At 33.6% G+C, this 17,070-nt stretch carries 13 protein-coding genes; 1 reads left to right on the top strand and 12 read right to left on the bottom strand.

Annotated features, from left to right (window positions below):
* Nucleotides 1-9: 9 nt before the first annotated feature.
* The 10 genes from GXK57_RS23490 to GXK57_RS23445 form a co-directional block, all read right to left on the bottom strand.
* Nucleotides 10-1,419 carry an efflux RND transporter periplasmic adaptor subunit gene (locus GXK57_RS23490; protein WP_160680448.1) on the bottom strand — a complete coding sequence of 470 codons (1,410 nt, stop codon included), beginning with the start codon at nt 1,417-1,419 and terminating at the stop codon, nt 10-12.
* Between the two features lie 318 nt (nt 1,420-1,737).
* Nucleotides 1,738-3,273: a HAMP domain-containing sensor histidine kinase gene (locus GXK57_RS23485; protein ID WP_160680447.1), complete on the bottom strand. Its 1,536-nt coding sequence runs from the start codon at nt 3,271-3,273 to the stop codon at nt 1,738-1,740.
* The gene (locus GXK57_RS23480) at nt 3,270-3,950 is read right to left on the bottom strand and encodes a response regulator transcription factor (protein WP_160680446.1); all 681 of its coding nucleotides are present in this window, start codon (nt 3,948-3,950) and stop codon (nt 3,270-3,272) included. The genes GXK57_RS23485 and GXK57_RS23480 overlap by 4 nt, the downstream gene beginning before the upstream one ends.
* A gap of 125 nt (nt 3,951-4,075) precedes the next feature.
* Nucleotides 4,076-4,813: an oxygen-insensitive NADPH nitroreductase gene (gene nfsA, locus GXK57_RS23475; protein ID WP_160680445.1), complete on the bottom strand. Its 738-nt coding sequence runs from the start codon at nt 4,811-4,813 to the stop codon at nt 4,076-4,078.
* A gap of 343 nt (nt 4,814-5,156) precedes the next feature.
* Nucleotides 5,157-6,233, bottom strand: a complete 1,077-nt coding sequence (gene mnmA / locus GXK57_RS23470; RefSeq protein WP_160680444.1) for a tRNA 2-thiouridine(34) synthase MnmA — start codon at nt 6,231-6,233, stop codon at nt 5,157-5,159.
* Nucleotides 6,234-6,242: 9 nt separating this feature from the next.
* A complete protein-coding gene (gene nifU / locus GXK57_RS23465) occupies nt 6,243-6,671 on the bottom strand; it encodes a Fe-S cluster assembly scaffold protein NifU (RefSeq protein ID WP_202127777.1) in 429 nt (142 codons plus the stop codon).
* A 2-nt stretch (nt 6,672-6,673) separates the two neighbouring features.
* Nucleotides 6,674-7,858, bottom strand: a complete 1,185-nt coding sequence (nifS, locus tag GXK57_RS23460) for a cysteine desulfurase NifS (protein ID WP_160680443.1) — start codon at nt 7,856-7,858, stop codon at nt 6,674-6,676.
* Nucleotides 7,859-7,877: 19 nt separating this feature from the next.
* On the bottom strand, nt 7,878-8,324 hold the full coding sequence (locus tag GXK57_RS23455; RefSeq protein ID WP_128214521.1) for an Rrf2 family transcriptional regulator: 447 nt from the start codon (nt 8,322-8,324) through the stop codon (nt 7,878-7,880).
* Between the two features lie 428 nt (nt 8,325-8,752).
* Nucleotides 8,753-9,253, bottom strand: coding sequence for a GNAT family protein (locus GXK57_RS23450; protein WP_160680442.1), 501 nt, complete (start codon nt 9,251-9,253; stop codon nt 8,753-8,755).
* Between the two features lie 397 nt (nt 9,254-9,650).
* Nucleotides 9,651-13,469, bottom strand: coding sequence for a 5'-nucleotidase C-terminal domain-containing protein (locus GXK57_RS23445; protein WP_160680441.1), 3,819 nt, complete (start codon nt 13,467-13,469; stop codon nt 9,651-9,653).
* Between the two features lie 598 nt (nt 13,470-14,067).
* Between GXK57_RS23445 and GXK57_RS23440 the strand changes: the two genes are divergently transcribed.
* Nucleotides 14,068-16,182: a methyl-accepting chemotaxis protein gene (locus GXK57_RS23440; RefSeq protein WP_160680440.1), complete on the top strand. Its 2,115-nt coding sequence runs from the start codon at nt 14,068-14,070 to the stop codon at nt 16,180-16,182.
* Between the two features lie 174 nt (nt 16,183-16,356).
* On the opposite strand, the gene GXK57_RS23435 is transcribed toward GXK57_RS23440, so the two are convergent.
* A complete protein-coding gene (locus tag GXK57_RS23435) occupies nt 16,357-16,569 on the bottom strand; it encodes a hypothetical protein (RefSeq protein ID WP_160680439.1) in 213 nt (70 codons plus the stop codon).
* Nucleotides 16,559-16,801, bottom strand: coding sequence for a hypothetical protein (locus tag GXK57_RS23430; RefSeq protein WP_160680438.1), 243 nt, complete (start codon nt 16,799-16,801; stop codon nt 16,559-16,561). Before GXK57_RS23430 ends, GXK57_RS23435 begins: the two co-directional genes overlap by 11 nt.
* Nucleotides 16,802-17,070 lie beyond the last annotated feature (269 nt).

The following is a 17,070-nucleotide window of genomic DNA, read 5'->3' as shown; positions in this document are numbered from 1 at the left end:
TTATTTATACTAGTTTTTACCGCCACCACTGCTGCCATTACTTCTTTGGCCACCTTGTCCACCGAAGCCACCCATACCGCCACCAAAGCCACCCATGCCTCCACCAAAGGCTGAGTTCTGACCACTTCTATTACTGCTTGTAGTTGTAGTTGAAGTCTGTGGTAATTGAACTAATACTTTTTCTCCTTCTGTAACTCCTTCTGTGATTTCAATGTAATTTTGAGTCTCTAAGCCTGTCTTAACTGCTACCAATCTTCCACTGCTTGCTGTTGTAGTCATACCTCTAAATCCAGAGTTTCCATATCCATTGCCATTTCCATAGCTTTGTTTATTTCTTTGACCTTTTCCACTATTTGTTCCACTATTACTTTGGTTATTGCTATTATTGCTATTTTGGTTATTAGAACCTTGTGATTGTTGATTTTCGCTTGAACCTTGTCCACTCGAAGTATTACTTGAACTCTCTACTCTTACAAACTTTTGTCCATTAGTTTCTACTAGTGCTTCAGACGGAATAACTAATGCATCCTGCTTACTTTCAACAGATACAGTAACATTACCGTTCATACCAAGCTTAATACCAGTAGGATCCTTTATTCCAACAACTACATCATAGGTAGTAACATTATTGGAGGTTGTACCTACTGTTGCAACTGATTCTACAGTTCCATCATATGTTTTATCTTTAATTGCATCAAATTTTATCTGTGCAGTTTGTCCATTCTTTACTTTTTCTATATCAAGTTCATCTATGGATAACTTAATCTTAATTGAATTCATATCAACTATTGTTAAAACTCCACCACTTGATGAGCCTGAAGAGCTTGATGAGCTTGAACCTGCCCCTGATGATCCAGAGCCTGAACTTGAGCCACCAGATTGAGCATTGTCACCATTAGAAGCATTTACTGCTGTAACAACACCTGCTATAGGTGCCTTTACAGTCATATTGTTAAGCTGAGTATAAGCATCATTAAGTTGCGACTGTGCATCAGAAACATTTAACTTATCCATAGCAACTTTATTATCATCTACTTTCGTAGCGCTTTCATCACTTGTTAATGTAAGGTTTTGCTTTGCTAAGTTATTTTGTGCAGTTGTTACTGCTTTTCTAAGAGTATCACTATCTGATACAAATAGCTTTTGTCCAGCAGTTACAGTATCGCCTACCTTTACATTTAAGTCCTTTATAGTTCCAGAATTATTAGCTGATACTTGTTTTGTTGTAGCAGCATAAGCCGTCCCCGTTCCTTGAACTGTAACATTAAGATTCATCTTTCTAGCAGAAACAGTGTAATACTGAGCTGTAGAAGCAACCGCTGGTTTTGCAAAGAAGGCCTTATACCCAAAATACCCACCTACTCCTACAGCTACTGCTATAATTCCTGCAACTATTCCTTTGATAACTTTACTCTTCATCTTAATCCTCCTATAAATGTGATTACCAATTTATATCCCTTAATAACATCCGAATTTATACATTTGTTTACTATTTATAGTAAAATTATAGTTTCAAATTACCTAAGCATTATCAAAGAATTATGTGAAAATTATGTGATAAAACAAAATTACCCCAGCAGATTTTTTAATCCAATGGGGTAATCATATTATTTTCTAAAGTCTTATATGAAATATAATTTTCTATCAGTAACGCATTGTCCATTATACTTTATGTGATCTTTAGCCTTAAAGGGTATCCTATAAATAATAAAAATCTCTAACAATGCAATGGTTAATTTAGTCTTCTATTATCTCTACGCTTTCAGCTATTGGAAATTTTATTATAAAACTAACGCCTTTTTCTCTATTCTTTGCAGATATTTCTCCTTTATAGAAATTTATTATTTTCTTAGATATAGCCAGGCCAAGGCCAAAGTTTCCAGTTTTGTCTTTATACATATTGTCAAATATACGATTCATATGAATTTGATCTATACTAGGACCATCATTGTATATATCTAACACCGCATAACCACCTTGCTTTTTAAGCGTTACTGATACCTGCTCTTTTGCATATCTAAGACCATTATCTAATATATTCTCTACAGCAACCTGTATCTTGTCAATATTACCGAATATATTAACTTCATCTATATCTAAATTCCAATCAATATCACTTTTTACAACTTCAAATCTATTCACTATATGTATAATAAGCTTGTGAAAATTAATTTCTGTATCTTCATTTGTATTATTCATCACATAATCTAAGGTATTTAAATATAACATTTGTTTTATCTTCTTTTCAAGACTTATAGCTTCATCTCTTATAATCTCTGCCGTTTTTTCAACGGAGTCAATATATACTCCATCAATTATTGCATCAGCATGACTCATTATTACCATTACTGGTGTTTTCAAATCATGAGATATACTTTGAAGAAATAGCTTTTCTTCCCTGTCTATCTTTTGAAGTTCAGTCTGCATAACATTCATTGAAGTTACCAGCCTGCCTATCTCATCTTCAGTTTTCACTTCTATTGGGTCAGTCCAATCCTTATGAGATATTTTCTTTGTATACTCTTCAAGCTGCTTTAATGGCTTAGAAAGATAATTTGCAATCATTTTAGAAGTAAAGAAACCTATTATTATAAATACTATTCCTATGGAAAGCACTGTATAAAGTAAAGTATTGTCTTCCATGCTAGGCACATAAGATATTAAGAATTCCTTAGTTCCATTAACGGTTTGTTTTGAACTTACTATCATAAAGTACTTTCTACCCTTGTAGTACCCCTGAAGCTGCTTCTCAGAAGCCTTACCTTCAGATATTAATTTAATCATCCATTTTTTAAGCTCTTTATCATTAAACTCTTTAGTAAACCCCTTATCACCAGTGACGAAGTCTACTATATTTTCAATTAACCCTTTATCACTTTTTATGGTACTTGGAGGTGCAGGGTTATCATTTTGACTTGGTTCTATTGGTATTCCAGGCACAGGTATCTCTATTTTACTACTTGAATTAGAAGGAACCACTGGATACCCATTTGCATCTACTTCTGGCTTCCAGCTATCATCGGCTACTACTAAAAAGTGTCTGCTATTTTTAAGATTGCCAAAACGTCTTAAGCCATCTGGAGAGGTAATACCATCTTCACTATCAAGTACCATGCCATGTGCTACCTTAAGATCTGCAATTACAGCTTTCTCTCTTGTTCTTCTATAAGCAAACATATATACAAAGGTTATGCTGCATATTATTATCAGAATAAAAGCGGTAAAAGTAGTCCATATTCTCATGGTTAGTGATCTAAATTTGAATTTCTTCATGACTTATATACCAATTTATAACCACAGCCATATATGGTTTCTATAGCCAAAGTAAGCACCTTTCTCCTTAGTCTTCTTATGGTGTCATCAACAACTCTATCTGAACCAAAGTAATCATCACCCCACACATGGTCTAGGATTTGATCTCTGGACAAAAGAGCATTTTTGTTTTCCACAAGATAAACTAACAACTCAAATTCTTTATTAGTCAATTGAATCTCTTCATCGCCTAAGAACACAGTTCTTTGTCTTTTACTTATTTTATAGTCGCCTATTTTTAACATCACATCTTGAACTTCAGTACTTTCCTTGCCATATACCCTCTCAACTAGTCTATTGGTTCTTATAACAAGCTCCCTAGGAAGAAATGGTTTTGAAAGATAATCATCACTGCCCATCTCAAGTCCAACTACCCTATCCAGCTCTTCATTTCTTGCTGACATAAATATAACTGGTGTATTTTTATCATTAGCTTTTATAGCCTTTATCAATTCATATCCATCTATATCTGGAAGCATTATGTCAAGTATCCACAAATCAGGCTTATCCTTGATTCTTTCCATAGCAGATAAACCATTGGAGAAGGTTGTAACTATATATCCTTCTCTTTTCAAATATTTTTCTAACAAAAGGTTTAGACTTTTTTCATCTTCTACAAGATATAATGTCTTATCCAATATTCTCACCTCAATTTATATATCTTCATTTTACTTATGAACCTATTTTATCATACAACATTAAAAACATTTTAGATAAATTATGTGAACATTATGTGAGATATATAAATAATTTTAAAATAATCTTATTTCATGAAGAAGCCATACTTCTCAAGAAATGCTTTCATATGTGGTCTTGGGATATGACTCATCATCCTAGCCATCATTCCTGTCCAAGTATCAGATCTCATTCCTTTAGTTCTATCTAGATAGTACGCCTCAATGCTACTATCATACTGTTTTAATCTTTCAAGATCTCCATCAGTTGTATATGTATCCTTCTTGAAAACAATATCCATAGGAAGTCTTTCCTTGATATCATTGTCTTCATCTGGATATCCAAGACACATGCCGAAAACAGGATACACATTAGTTGGAATGTTTAGTATTTCTGATATTTCATTAGGATTATTTCTTATTCCTCCTATATATACACCACCAAGTCCCAGTGATTCAGCTGCAATCATAGCATTTTGAGCTGCCAAAGCAGTATCTACTGTAGCAATGATAAAACTTTCTGTATAACCTTCCTGCATCTCTACTTGATGAATATCGCAAGCAAGCTTATGACGATTTAAATCTGCACAGAAAACAAGAAATAAAGGACATTCTTCTATATACTTTTGATCTCCGCCAAGCTTTGCAATCTTTGCTCTATTTTCTTTATTCTCCACGCTTATTATTGTATATGCCTGTATAAAGCTAGATGTAGAAGCACTTTGTGCTGCTTCTATTATGCTTCTTATCTTTTCCTCTTCTATTGCTTTATCCTTGTATTTTCTCACTGACTTGTGAGACTTTAATAAATTTATAACATCATTCATTTTAAAACCTCCAATATTAAACAACAAATTATCTATTATATTTTTAAATTTTAAAAATTAGAAACTCAATAAAATCTAATTTTTAAGTTTCTACAATTTTACTTAATTAATATAAGTTAATCAAGACTATTTTTATAAATTTCAGATACAGTGTATCTATAGCAATCTTTTTAATATGGCTTTTTAAACTTCTTAAAACACCATAGATTTATATTTTTTCTTATCATTTAAAGTTTCTTTGATTTTACCAGTTTTTTATATAGGAAAAAAGCTACTTATATGATGCCAAACCTTCCAAGCATGATTTGCCTAAAAAGGTTTAGTACATCAATATAAAGCAGCTTTAAATTATTTTTTCAATTATTCCGCCACCTACAACTAAGTCCTCATCATAGAAAACTACTGATTGACCTTTTGTTATAGCTCTTTGCTTTTCCTTAAAAGACACAACTACTCTTCCATCTTCTAATGGCCTTATAGTGGCATCTGCAGCTTTTGCAGAATATCTTATTTTAGCTTTTACACTTATTTCTTTTTCAAGCTTATCAAAAGTTATAAAGTTCAAGTCCTTTGCTATAAGCTCTGTTTTAAATATATCTTCTTCAGGTCCTATTACAACTTCATTTCTTAAAGGATTGATATCCGTAACAAAAACCGGTCTTCCCAAAGCTAATCCTAAGCCTTTTCTTTGACCAATAGTGTAATATACAATTCCTTTATGCTTGCCTAAGACATTTCCGTGCTTATCAACAAAGTTTCCTGCCTTAACCTTTCCTGGTTTAGCAAGCTTTATGTAGCTTCCATGATCATTGTCAGGTATAAAACATATCTCTTCACTATCTTTTTTGTTATGGACAGCAAGACCTATTTCCTTTGCTATCTCTCTTATTCTATCCTTAGTGTACTCACCACAAGGCATTAAAGTGTGAGATAACTGTTCTTGTGTTAGATTATATAAAGCATAGGTCTGATCTTTTCTACCATCCTCTGATCTCTTAAGGACATATCTTCCGTCCTTTTCAGAAACAGTAGCATAATGACCAGTAGCAACATAATCTGCACCTATAGCTCTAGCTTTCATTAAAAGTTCATCAAATTTTAGATACTTATTACAAGCTATACAAGGATTTGGAGTTTTGCCTTCTATGTATTCTTCAACAAAGTAATCAATTACCTTTTCTTTGAATGAATCTCTGAAATTCAGCACATAAAAAGGTATACCGATTCTATCAGCAACCCTTCTTGCATCATCTACAGCTGAAAGAGAACAACATCCTCCTTCTCTTTCTTCAAACTCCTTATCTTCTTGCCATATCTGCATAGTAACTCCTATTACATCATAGCCTTGTTCTTTTAAAAGATAAGCAGCGACGGAGCTATCAACCCCGCCACTCATACCTATAACTACTTTTTTCTTCATATATATCGACTATTCTCCGTGAACTTGATCATGGATGTCGTCATGTTCTTCATAATCCCATGGTTCTAAGCCTTGGCTTATTCTATAGTCGTTTATTGCTTTATGTATAGCTTCTTCAGCTAATACTGAACAGTGCATTTTTACTGGTGGAAGTCCATCAAGAGCTTCTGCAACTGCTTTGTTTGTTAATGTCCATGCTTCTTCAAGAGATTTTCCCATGATTAATTCTGTAGCCATACTTGAAGATGCTATAGCTGAACCACAGCCATAAGTTTTGAACTTAACATCTTGTATTTTATTATCTTCAACTTTTAAATATATCTTCATTATGTCTCCGCACTTAGCGTTTCCTACTTCACCAACACCGTTTGCGTCAACTATTTCTCCAACATTTCTAGGATTTCTAAAATGGTCCATTACCTTTTCACTATACATCATAATTATTTATCTCCCTTCTTTAAGTGGTCTTCCCATAATGGTGACATGTCTCTTAATCTTTGTATAATTGGTGGTACTACATTTATTACATAATCTATATCTTCCTCAGTAGTTCCATCCCCTAAGGATAATCTTAGAGAACCATGAGCTATTTCATGAGGTAAGCCTATAGCTAAAAGAACATGAGATGGATCTAAAGATCCTGAAGTACATGCACTTCCTGAAGACGCGCAAACACCTTCAAAGTCTAACATTAATAATATTGATTCACCTTCGATGAATTCAAATATAATATTAGCATTACCAGCAAGTCTGTTCTTCCCTCTTGGTCCGTTAAGTCTTGAATATGGAACTTGTAACAATCCATCAATCAATTTATCTCTTAACTTTTCAAGTCTTTCAACATGAGCATCAATATTTTCAGTAGCAAGCTCTATTGCTTTTCCAAGACCAACTATAGCTGGAACATTTTCTGTACCTGCTCTTCTTGCTCTCTCCTGTCCACCACCGTGAACTAGATTGTCGATTCTAACACCTTTTCTTATATAAAGAACACCTATACCTTTAGGTCCATATATCTTATGACCAGCAAGGGATAATAAATCTATGTTCAATTCTTTAACGTCTATATGAACATTTCCTATAGCTTGAACTGCATCTGTATGGAATAATATCTTTCTTTCCTTACAGATCTGTCCGATTTCTTTTATTGGTTGTATTGTACCTATTTCATTATTTGCAAACATGATAGAAACTAATATAGTCTTATCAGTGATTGCATTTTTTAATTCTTCTAAATTTATGAAACCTTCACTATCTACATCAAGATATGTAACTTCAAAACCGTGCTTTTCAAGATATTCACAAGCATGAAGCACTGCATGGTGCTCTATCTTTGTAGTTATTATGTGATTTCCTTTATTCTTATGGGCAAAAGCAATACCTTTTAGCGCCCAGTTATCTGCTTCTGAGCCACCACCAGTAAAGTAAACTTCACTTGAGTCACAACCTAGGGCCTTAGCTACTCTATCTCTACCTTGATCTATAGCCATTTTAGTATCTCTTGAAATGCTATAGAATGATGATGGGTTACCAAACTTTTCTGTGAAATAAGGCATCATCTCTTCTAAAACTTCTGGCTTTACATATGTAGTAGCCGCATAATCCATATACACAACTTTATTCATTAACCTTCACTCCAATCAGCTATTTTTCAGCTATTTTGATGCTGCTTTGTTTTGATTTTATTCCATTGTAGTCATTAACAATATCTTGCAAAGTCACTGATTCCATGACTTCATCTAAACTATCTTTTATTTTTTTCCATAACAGCCTAGTAGCACAGCAATCTACGTTGTCACAAACAACTCCGTCTACGCAGTCTGATATCTCAATAGGGCCTTCAAGTACATCCATTATATCTGCAACAGTTATATCTTTAGGCTCTTTGTTCAAAACATAGCCACCTTGAGCTCCTCTAATACTCTTAATAAGCTTTGCTTTTCTCAAAGGACTAAAAAGCTGTTCTAAGTAATATTCAGAAATACTTTGTCTCTCTGATATTGTCTTAATGGATACGGGTGCCTCGCCATAATTAATAGCTAAATCAACCATAGCCTTTACTCCATATCTTCCTTTGGTTGACAACTTCATACTATCACCCCTTAATGTTGAGTAAAACACTAAACTTTCCATTTCATATGATAGCAAATCCGACTTAAACTGTCAACAATTAAAGAAATCAATTTTTCTCCCATTATTTTAGTTTATTGCTCACAGTAAACGATTTAATTATTAACTTTGTACTAGCTATGAATATAGGTTTCATATTTTCAATTGAAAATAAATATCACATAAATAGGTATGATTGTTTTCCTCTCCTAAGTTCAAATAACTAATTATTAATCAAAAGCCTGTAATTGTCCTATCCATATAATTTCATGATTATTATAAAATATTAATTAAACTAAAAGCAGAGGCAAAAACACCTATCTTCTCATAAGTATTTCTACCTCTGCTATATTCTAGATTGTGCTTACTTTGCAAATTAAGATTAGGCTATGTTTAGTAATATTGTTCTTTTATCTATTCCAACGGTCCTTAGTTGTCTCAAGGTATGTTTCATAATGATCAAGAAAGTCTGGTCTAAGCTTACTTTCAAAACCTAGTTTCTCGTATAACTTCCAAGCCTTTTTATTCAAAGGATTTGGATCTACATAGACCTTAGATGCTAAGTTATTCTTGAACACTTCATTTATACAATAGCTTAAAGAGTATTCTGCAATCCCCTTACCTTGAGCTTTTGGAAAAAGCTTAATATCCAATGCGGCTAAATCATGATCCAAATCAATAGAGTAATAAGTTTCTCCACAGTAGCCTATATTCTCATCATAGATACTATAATGTTTAGTGTACTTACTACTATTTAATTTACTTAACCAACCTTCTAGTTTGTCCAAAGTTATATTAAGACCTTGTGGAAATCCAACATAGTACATAACTTCTCCGTCATTCCATAGCTCCATAACATTTTTCAAATCACTTTTATCAGTTTCTTTGATTGTTAATTTATATTTATACATAAACTCCTCCAAAAATTACAAGAGGGTCTAATTTATAGTATCCCTCCATGTATTGTTATTTTTATTAGTAGTTAATAGCTTCTTCATACATTATCATTCCTTTCTTATATCTCTATACTTATATATTAGCAAAACATTTCTTAAATATATACATATTTTAACAAACAATTGTATTATACTATCTAAAATATGTTACCCTAGCAAATGCTTCATTCAAAATTAACCATTCTACTTTAAACTGTAAGTGTAGAAAATTTACTAAAGCTACAAAATAAAAAGTAGCTGAAGCAACCTTAAAATTAATAGGTTTAGCTAGCAAAAAAATATAATTTTCTTAACAGTAAAAAGAGTCCTTATATGATTAATAAAACAATCATACAAGGACTCTTTAAGATTATTAAGCTATTTCATCTTCCTCTTTTTTCTTTTTAGCTAGGACTATCATTGCAAATCCTAGAAGCATTGCAGCAACACTTATTTCAATTAGATTATTAGAATCAATAGTTGATCCTGTTTTTGGCAAGCTTGACGATGAAACTGTGCTTGATGCTGTACCAGTACTTCCGTTGCTATTAGTAGCACTTGTTGGAGTAGTACTAGCGCTGTTTCCTGATGTAGCGGTTCCACTACCCTGTGTTCCACTGCCATTGCCTGTATTAGTGTTACTTCCTGTGTTCGAGTTTCCATTGCCTCCAGTATTGTTGTTAGTTGAAGGTGCTGCCCCTGCAACAAGCGGTTTTGCATCTGCAACTACAAGATGTTTTCCACCTAAGGCTTCAAGAGCACTTGCCAGGCTATCTCTTATAGGAATGCCTGTATCGTAAACATTTTGAGCTCCTGTAAAGTCATATTGATCTCCACCTGTAGCCATGAAGTCATTTGTAACTACTGAATAATACTTATTCATGTCAATTGGTGTACCATCTTCTAAAAACATTGCTGTTATTCTATTTCCTGCTGGTGCTGCTTTATCGTAATAAACCTTAACTCCAGACACTTGAACCCAACCTACATTTGTATTCATTATACCATTCTCAATAACTCTCTTTAGGTCTGAACCCTTCAAGTTCATTTTTACTAAGGTGTTATCAAAAGGCATTACTTCATATAGGTCTCCCATAGTAATATTGCCTGCAGCTATAGGCTCTCTTAAGCCTCCACCATTGGTTATTCCTATCTGAACTCCAACAGCTTTTCTCATAACATCAGTAACCCATTGACCAAGTATTGAAGTACCTTCAGCGAATCTATCATGAGTTAGATTGGTATCAGTAACTCCTTCAACTTTATCTAGTAATGGCTTAAGCTTTGTATAGAAGTTATTATAAGTATCTTGTGCTGTACTATCAGCAACTATTGTATTTTTTCTTTGATAGATACTATCTAGATTTGGAGTAATGCTCTTTACTTTACCAGTATTCTTATCTATCGCTATTGAAAGATCTGCTAGATCTCTGCCTGCATAGTAAGCTTGAACTACAGGCTTATTATTTACATATCCACTAACTGGATTGTGAGTGTGAGCAGTTACTATAGCATCTAAGCTGTCAACCTTGCATAAACCTGAATCAACAACTTCACCGGTTATATTGCCCTTTGAGTCCTGTGCTGCACCAATGTGAGTAAGTGCTATTACCACATCTGCCTTTCCTTCTGGAAGACTTCCATCCTTAAGCTTATCAGCCCAAACTTTTGCTGAGGCAGCAGGGTCTCTAAATTCTAGTCCAGCAACTATATCTGGTTTTGTTTTGTATGCTGTCTCTTGAGTTGTTAATCCAACAAAGCCAATCTTCACTCCATCTATGGTTACTAGCTTATATGGTTTTGCCCAAGAAACTGGTTGCCCTGTTTTCTTATCATAAATATTTGAAGCTAAGTAGTCAAAGTTACCAGCTTGTGCCCATGGAGATATCTTATCTATGCCCCAGTCAAATTCGTGGTTACCCACTGCAGAGGCTGTAACTCCAAGTTGTTTCATCATTGCTGAAACTGGTTCTCCATAAGTTAAGTTTGACATAGCGCTTCCCTGATAATTGTCTCCACCTGAAACTACTACAGTATCAGGGTTAGCAGCTTTATATTCATTAATAGCTGCTACAAACTTTGCCATTCCTGGATTCTTACCGCTGGCACTTGTATCTTCTGCTAAGTTTCCATGGAAATCATTAAATGAAACCACATCAATAATCTTATCTCCATTAGGATTCATTGCCTTTTTCACATCATCCCAAGTAATAGCTTTACCATTATATTGAGCAAGAGTTATACTACCATTGTTTATATACTTAACAGCCAAAGCTCTTTCATGAGTGTTCCAGTTGTTACCTATAACCTTCCAGTTGTTATCACAATCTGGTGTAATAGTTCCGCCCTTTACATTTTGAATGTAAGTTCCGATTAAGTCTCTTACCCTTCCTTCTCCAAAACCATCAGTCTTATCTGACTGCCCAACAATTACCGGTAAGCTGTCATTTGCTGAGTATACTGTTCCTGGCTTTGTAAGCTGAGTGCTGGCTCTATAGTTATTAACAGTCATATAAAGAACTTCAGAGTCCCCTATTGCTGTTCCATCAGTCTTAGTTAGGTTAACTATTCTGCTTCCTGGTTGTTTTGATATATCTATTGTATACTTAACTCCAGCAAACATATCATAATTATATCCTGGTATTGAAGCATTAAAGGAAACAGTCAAATCACCAGGCTTAAAGGTATTATAATAGGAAGCTGACCATTCCATGTACTTCTTAAGCTGAGCTCCAGTTATCTTTAAAACATACAAAGTATTATCAAACTGATAAATATTTGCTGTATCACACTTTTTAATAGGTCCAGCTGCTATATTTTGATTATCCTTAAACATAGCTGCAGAAGATACATCTATCTTATGACTTACCATCTTTTCGCCATAATACATCTGTACCTTGTTTATTAAGTCAATCATAGCTGTAGGTTGAAGCTTTGCATCACTTATACCATTAACTTCATTCTTAGGAGCTAGATCTCCTCCCTTTAAAGTACCAATTGGTGTATTAGCATCATCAATAGCAATCTTATTAAAAGGCTGAAGTGCAGCTGTTAGTTCTGGATCAGCCTGATAAGTTACACCAGCCTTGCTAGACATATCATAAATTGCTGTTGTAATATCATTTCCTTTATTTTCGATTACATATTTTCCAGTTGAATCCTTCGTTAAACTTATATTAATCTGTGAAAGGCTCTTCCCCCACTTATTTGGTTCTACGATTACAGTACCCTTCTGCTTTGCAGTGCTGTACTCATCCATAGAAGCAGTTTTTGTACTTCCATCATTTAAAGTTGCTGTAACACTTCCATTGTTTAAGGAATATATTGTATTGTTATAAAAATAATCCCCCGCTATTCTACTGTGAAAATGTCCTGCCACAAAAGCATCAATCTCAGGACATTGTGCTAAAACATCAGCAACTCCTGAACCTGGTTCGTTATATTCTTCTGTTTCTCCCATATGCTCAACTGCGATTATGGTATTTATATTCTGCTTCTTTAGTTCAGCTATAGCATTTTTTGTTTCATCTACAGGGTTTGTTACTTTATATCCTTCAAGATTAGCAGAATCCCATCTCTTTATATTAGGAGTAACCATACCGATTATTCCAACCTTAACTCCACTTCTCTCAACAATTGTATATGGTGCTGCAAGTCTTGAACCATCCTTATTATATACGTTTCCACAAAGAGTCTTTCCCTTGAACTGACTCATGACATTCTTTAATGCCGGAATTCCATAATTAAACTCATGATTTCCGTAACTTAAGGTATCATAGCCCATCATATTCATAGCAGTTATCATAGGGTTTGATGAACCGTTTATAAATAGGCTTTCTGAATTATCTTGAATAGTATCACCATCATCTACAAGGATAGTGTTGTTTGGATTTTGTGCTCTTAATTGCTTTACTGCTGTATAGACCTGAGCCAAACTTCCTGTGGTATCCGGAGCATTTACAGCATAATCATAAGGTAAAAACCTTCCATGACTATCTGAAGTAGCAAGAATCTGAAGTGATATCTTATCATTAGTTGAGGATTGATCAATTTTTTCGCTTGAGTTAACAACTTGTTTACCTTGAGTATCTGTTGCCGCAATAACATTCACTGGTCCGATTAAGCTAAAGGTCATAACTGTTGACAGCGCCAGGGTTATAAGTGACTTAACTTTTCTGATAGAATTTAGCATTTTCTCCTCCTCCTCATTCATATAACTTTTTATTAATGTATAATTTTCATTTAAGCAAAAGCTACAAATTTAGTATCATACACAATAATTAATATATATATATTAGTATACAAACTAAATAATACGACCTTTCATTCGCCTCTTCCTTCCATTATATGTTAATTGTTCATTAATTTTTTTTAACATCTTATAGGGATTGTATATTTTTATTCCCATAATTTTCTATTTTTCACATATTACTTTCCAAATATATATGAGAAAAATCTGGCAGTTGTCATAACTTTTCATTTTTATTTTTCTCCCATATATGATTTTAGGTCATCTATAAAGGCTTATCTTAAATACAATTCCCTACGAAAAAATAAGCTCTTATTTATACTCTTGTGATGACTTCAGACTTCATTGTGGATTACTAGAGAATAAAATACTATACCTGTTATATTTACCTTAAATCCCATACTATCTACATTGAAAATAAGCTCAGCCCTGTTTATCATATAGATATAAGTATACGATTACAAAGCTAATTATTCATATTCGCTTACAACTTGACTTAATAAGAAAACTAATATCTTTAAATTATGAAAGGATGAAATTTGTGAGATCTATAAGATCAAAATTAATACTATTTATTTCTGCAAGTATCTTAGTGATTTTATCAATTATTATTGGAACAGTTACTGTAAGTATGAGAAGTACTTCTGTACAAGAAGCGTACTCAAATTCAAAAACTGAGACAGAAAGTATTTCAAAGGAAATTAAAAACCAACTGGATGTAGACTTTGATATTGCTCGAACTACTGCAAATAGCTTTAAAGGTCTTAAAACAAATAATCAGACCAATCGAGAACTTATGAGTAACATTCTTAAAAATGTATTATCTGAAAACAAAAATATTTTAGCTCTTTGGACCGCCTGGGAGCCAAATGCTCTTGATGGCAAAGATGCTGAATACATAAACCAAGCAGGTCATGACGCTACTGGAAGATTTATTCCTTACTGGCATTATAGTGACAACAAAGTTGTATTAGAACCACTAGTTGACTATGATAAACCTGGAGCTGGAGATTATTATCTATTAGCAAAAGCTTCTGGAGAAGAAGTGATACTGGAACCATATTTATATAACGTTAGTGGCAAGGAAGTTTTAATGACTTCTTTAGTAGTTCCAATTAAAGTTAACGGGGTCTTCCTAGGAGTTGTTGGAGTTGATTTAGCACTTGACTCTTTACAAACAATTAATAACAAAATTAAATTCTACCAAACTGGCTACAGCACAATCGTTACAAATACAGGTACCTATGTAGCCAATCCTAAGAAGGAGCTAATTACAAAAAATTTATTTAATTATGACTTAAAAGAAAAAGATAGCATAAAAACTGCTTTTAGTAACGGACAGGCTATTAATACTAAACAGACATCTAATATAGATAGTAAAAAAACTTATATATCCTTCGTGCCGATAAGTATAGGGAAAACAACTAAACCTTGGTATATAGAAGCTGTTGTCCCTATAAATGAGATTACCAAGCAAGTTGATAAGCTTGTTATATTTATGATTTCTCTTAGCACACTAGGTCTTCTGCTATTGGTTGCAATTGTTTCATATATTTCATCAAAAATATCAAATCCAATCAAAGCTTTGTCTGTAAATATTAATAATTTGGCTAATTTTAATTTATCAAATAAAAATATTAGTAAGATAGACCAATATGGTAATATGAATGATGAAATAGGCCTGATCTCAAGATCACTTGTTACCATGCAAAATAATTTTATTGAACTAATTAGTAAAATTGGCGCCTCCTCAGAAGAGCTATCCTGTGTAGCAGATGAGACAAGCAGTGTTACGGAAGAACTTTCAGGTACAGCACAAAGTCAGACTGAGTCAATGCAAGAATTGATTAAGACAACTAATGTAATGGCAGTATCCATTGAAAATGTTGCTGAAAACACAAGTAAATTAGCAGAACTAATAGGTAACACAACAGAAAAAAGTAGTATTGCTAAAAATCAGATAACAAACTCAGTTGATAACTCTAATAAAGGTAGAGATAGCATGTCAGCTTTAATTATCGAGATGTCAGGCATACAAAATTCCATGTTCCAACTTGCTACTTCTATAAACAAGGTTGGTGAATCTACTGGTGAGATCAGAGGTATTATAGACATTATTAACAGTATATCTGAACAGACCAACCTCTTAGCTTTAAATGCTGCAATCGAAGCCGCAAGAGCAGGAGAATCCGGTAAAGGTTTTGCAGTAGTAGCAGATGAAGTTAGAAAGCTTGCAGAGGAGTCCTCAAGATCTACTGGAATTATTTCATCTTTGATTAATAATGTAGAAAAAGAAATAACTAATTCAGTTAATAGTTCTAATTTAAATGCTAAGACTATAGAAAATGGAGTTTCTGTTGTAGAAAACACAGGTGTTATCTTTCAAAATATTTTTGAATCCGTTCAAAATACCAATGACTTGATTCAGGACATACTAAATAATATCGATATGATGAATGGTCTAGCGCAGGAAGTGGCTAAAGTAACCAGTGATCAAGTAGCTGCAGCAGAAGAGATCTTAGCTACCTCTGAACAGCTTGGAGAAGGCTCAAATCAAGTTTCTGCTGGAAGTGAAGAAATAGCCAAAACAACAGAAGAATTAGCTCGTAATGCCTCTAACATGAGAAACTTAATTCTTAAGTTCAAAATGGACTAAGACCCGAAAATAATAAGAATGAACTAGTTTAATTGTTTTTAGCTAGTTCATTTTTATTTTCTCGCTGCGCTATTGAAATTATGCAGCTAATTAATGTTCCAATTATATTGGTATTACTGTATCCTTTGGCTTAATACTTTTTTGTATCCAATCACGCTTTACTTTTGCAGTTACTTATAGTCCTCTATACGTTATTTTTATACAGTTTTCTTTTTCACATCTTATAATATGCGCTGAACCATAATCCTCATATATCAGTTTACTACCACAACGTGGACAATTCAAATTAGTATTTCCATACCTAGCAAAATCCTCATCTGCCTTATCAATATAATCTGCTTCATTATTCATATCATAACCTATGATTGAATCTTTATTAATATCCATACAATATCCCCCTCATAAATTCATTAGGTCTTATAGAAACTCCTGCTTCTTGTGCTCTACTAATTGCATCCTGTATTAAGTGATACCTGTCAATCTCTGATAGATTTGGTGCATTCTTTGCTGCCATATAACTAGCTCTAAATTCATCATTCCATGACCCAACTCCTGCTGTTGTTCCCCTATTAGCAGCATGCCCATAATATTCATGTGCTAATACTGCCCTTTCACTCATAACAGAACGAGGATGGATTTCATTTAAATCCGGGAAAATATCTCCTCTTACGTTAATCGCATCAATATCATCCCTGTAATAAGTACTACTTCCTTTATTAAAGCGTAGTTTGCTCGCATCTCCGCCAATTTCAGTGAATTCATTAGTTATGTGTTCTATTTCCTCAGGAGTTAATTCTTTTAATGCTGACTGTCGTAATCCTCCAGCTTCTCTTACCCCCTGGTATGATAAGCTTGTAAAGATTAATCAATGGATCTCCCCAAAATCTT

It is taken from the genome of Clostridium sp. C8-1-8, from assembly GCF_009928445.1.
Lineage (GTDB): Bacteria > Bacillota > Clostridia > Clostridiales > Clostridiaceae > Clostridium_AR.
This window is presented reverse-complemented; position numbering and strand designations above follow the sequence as displayed.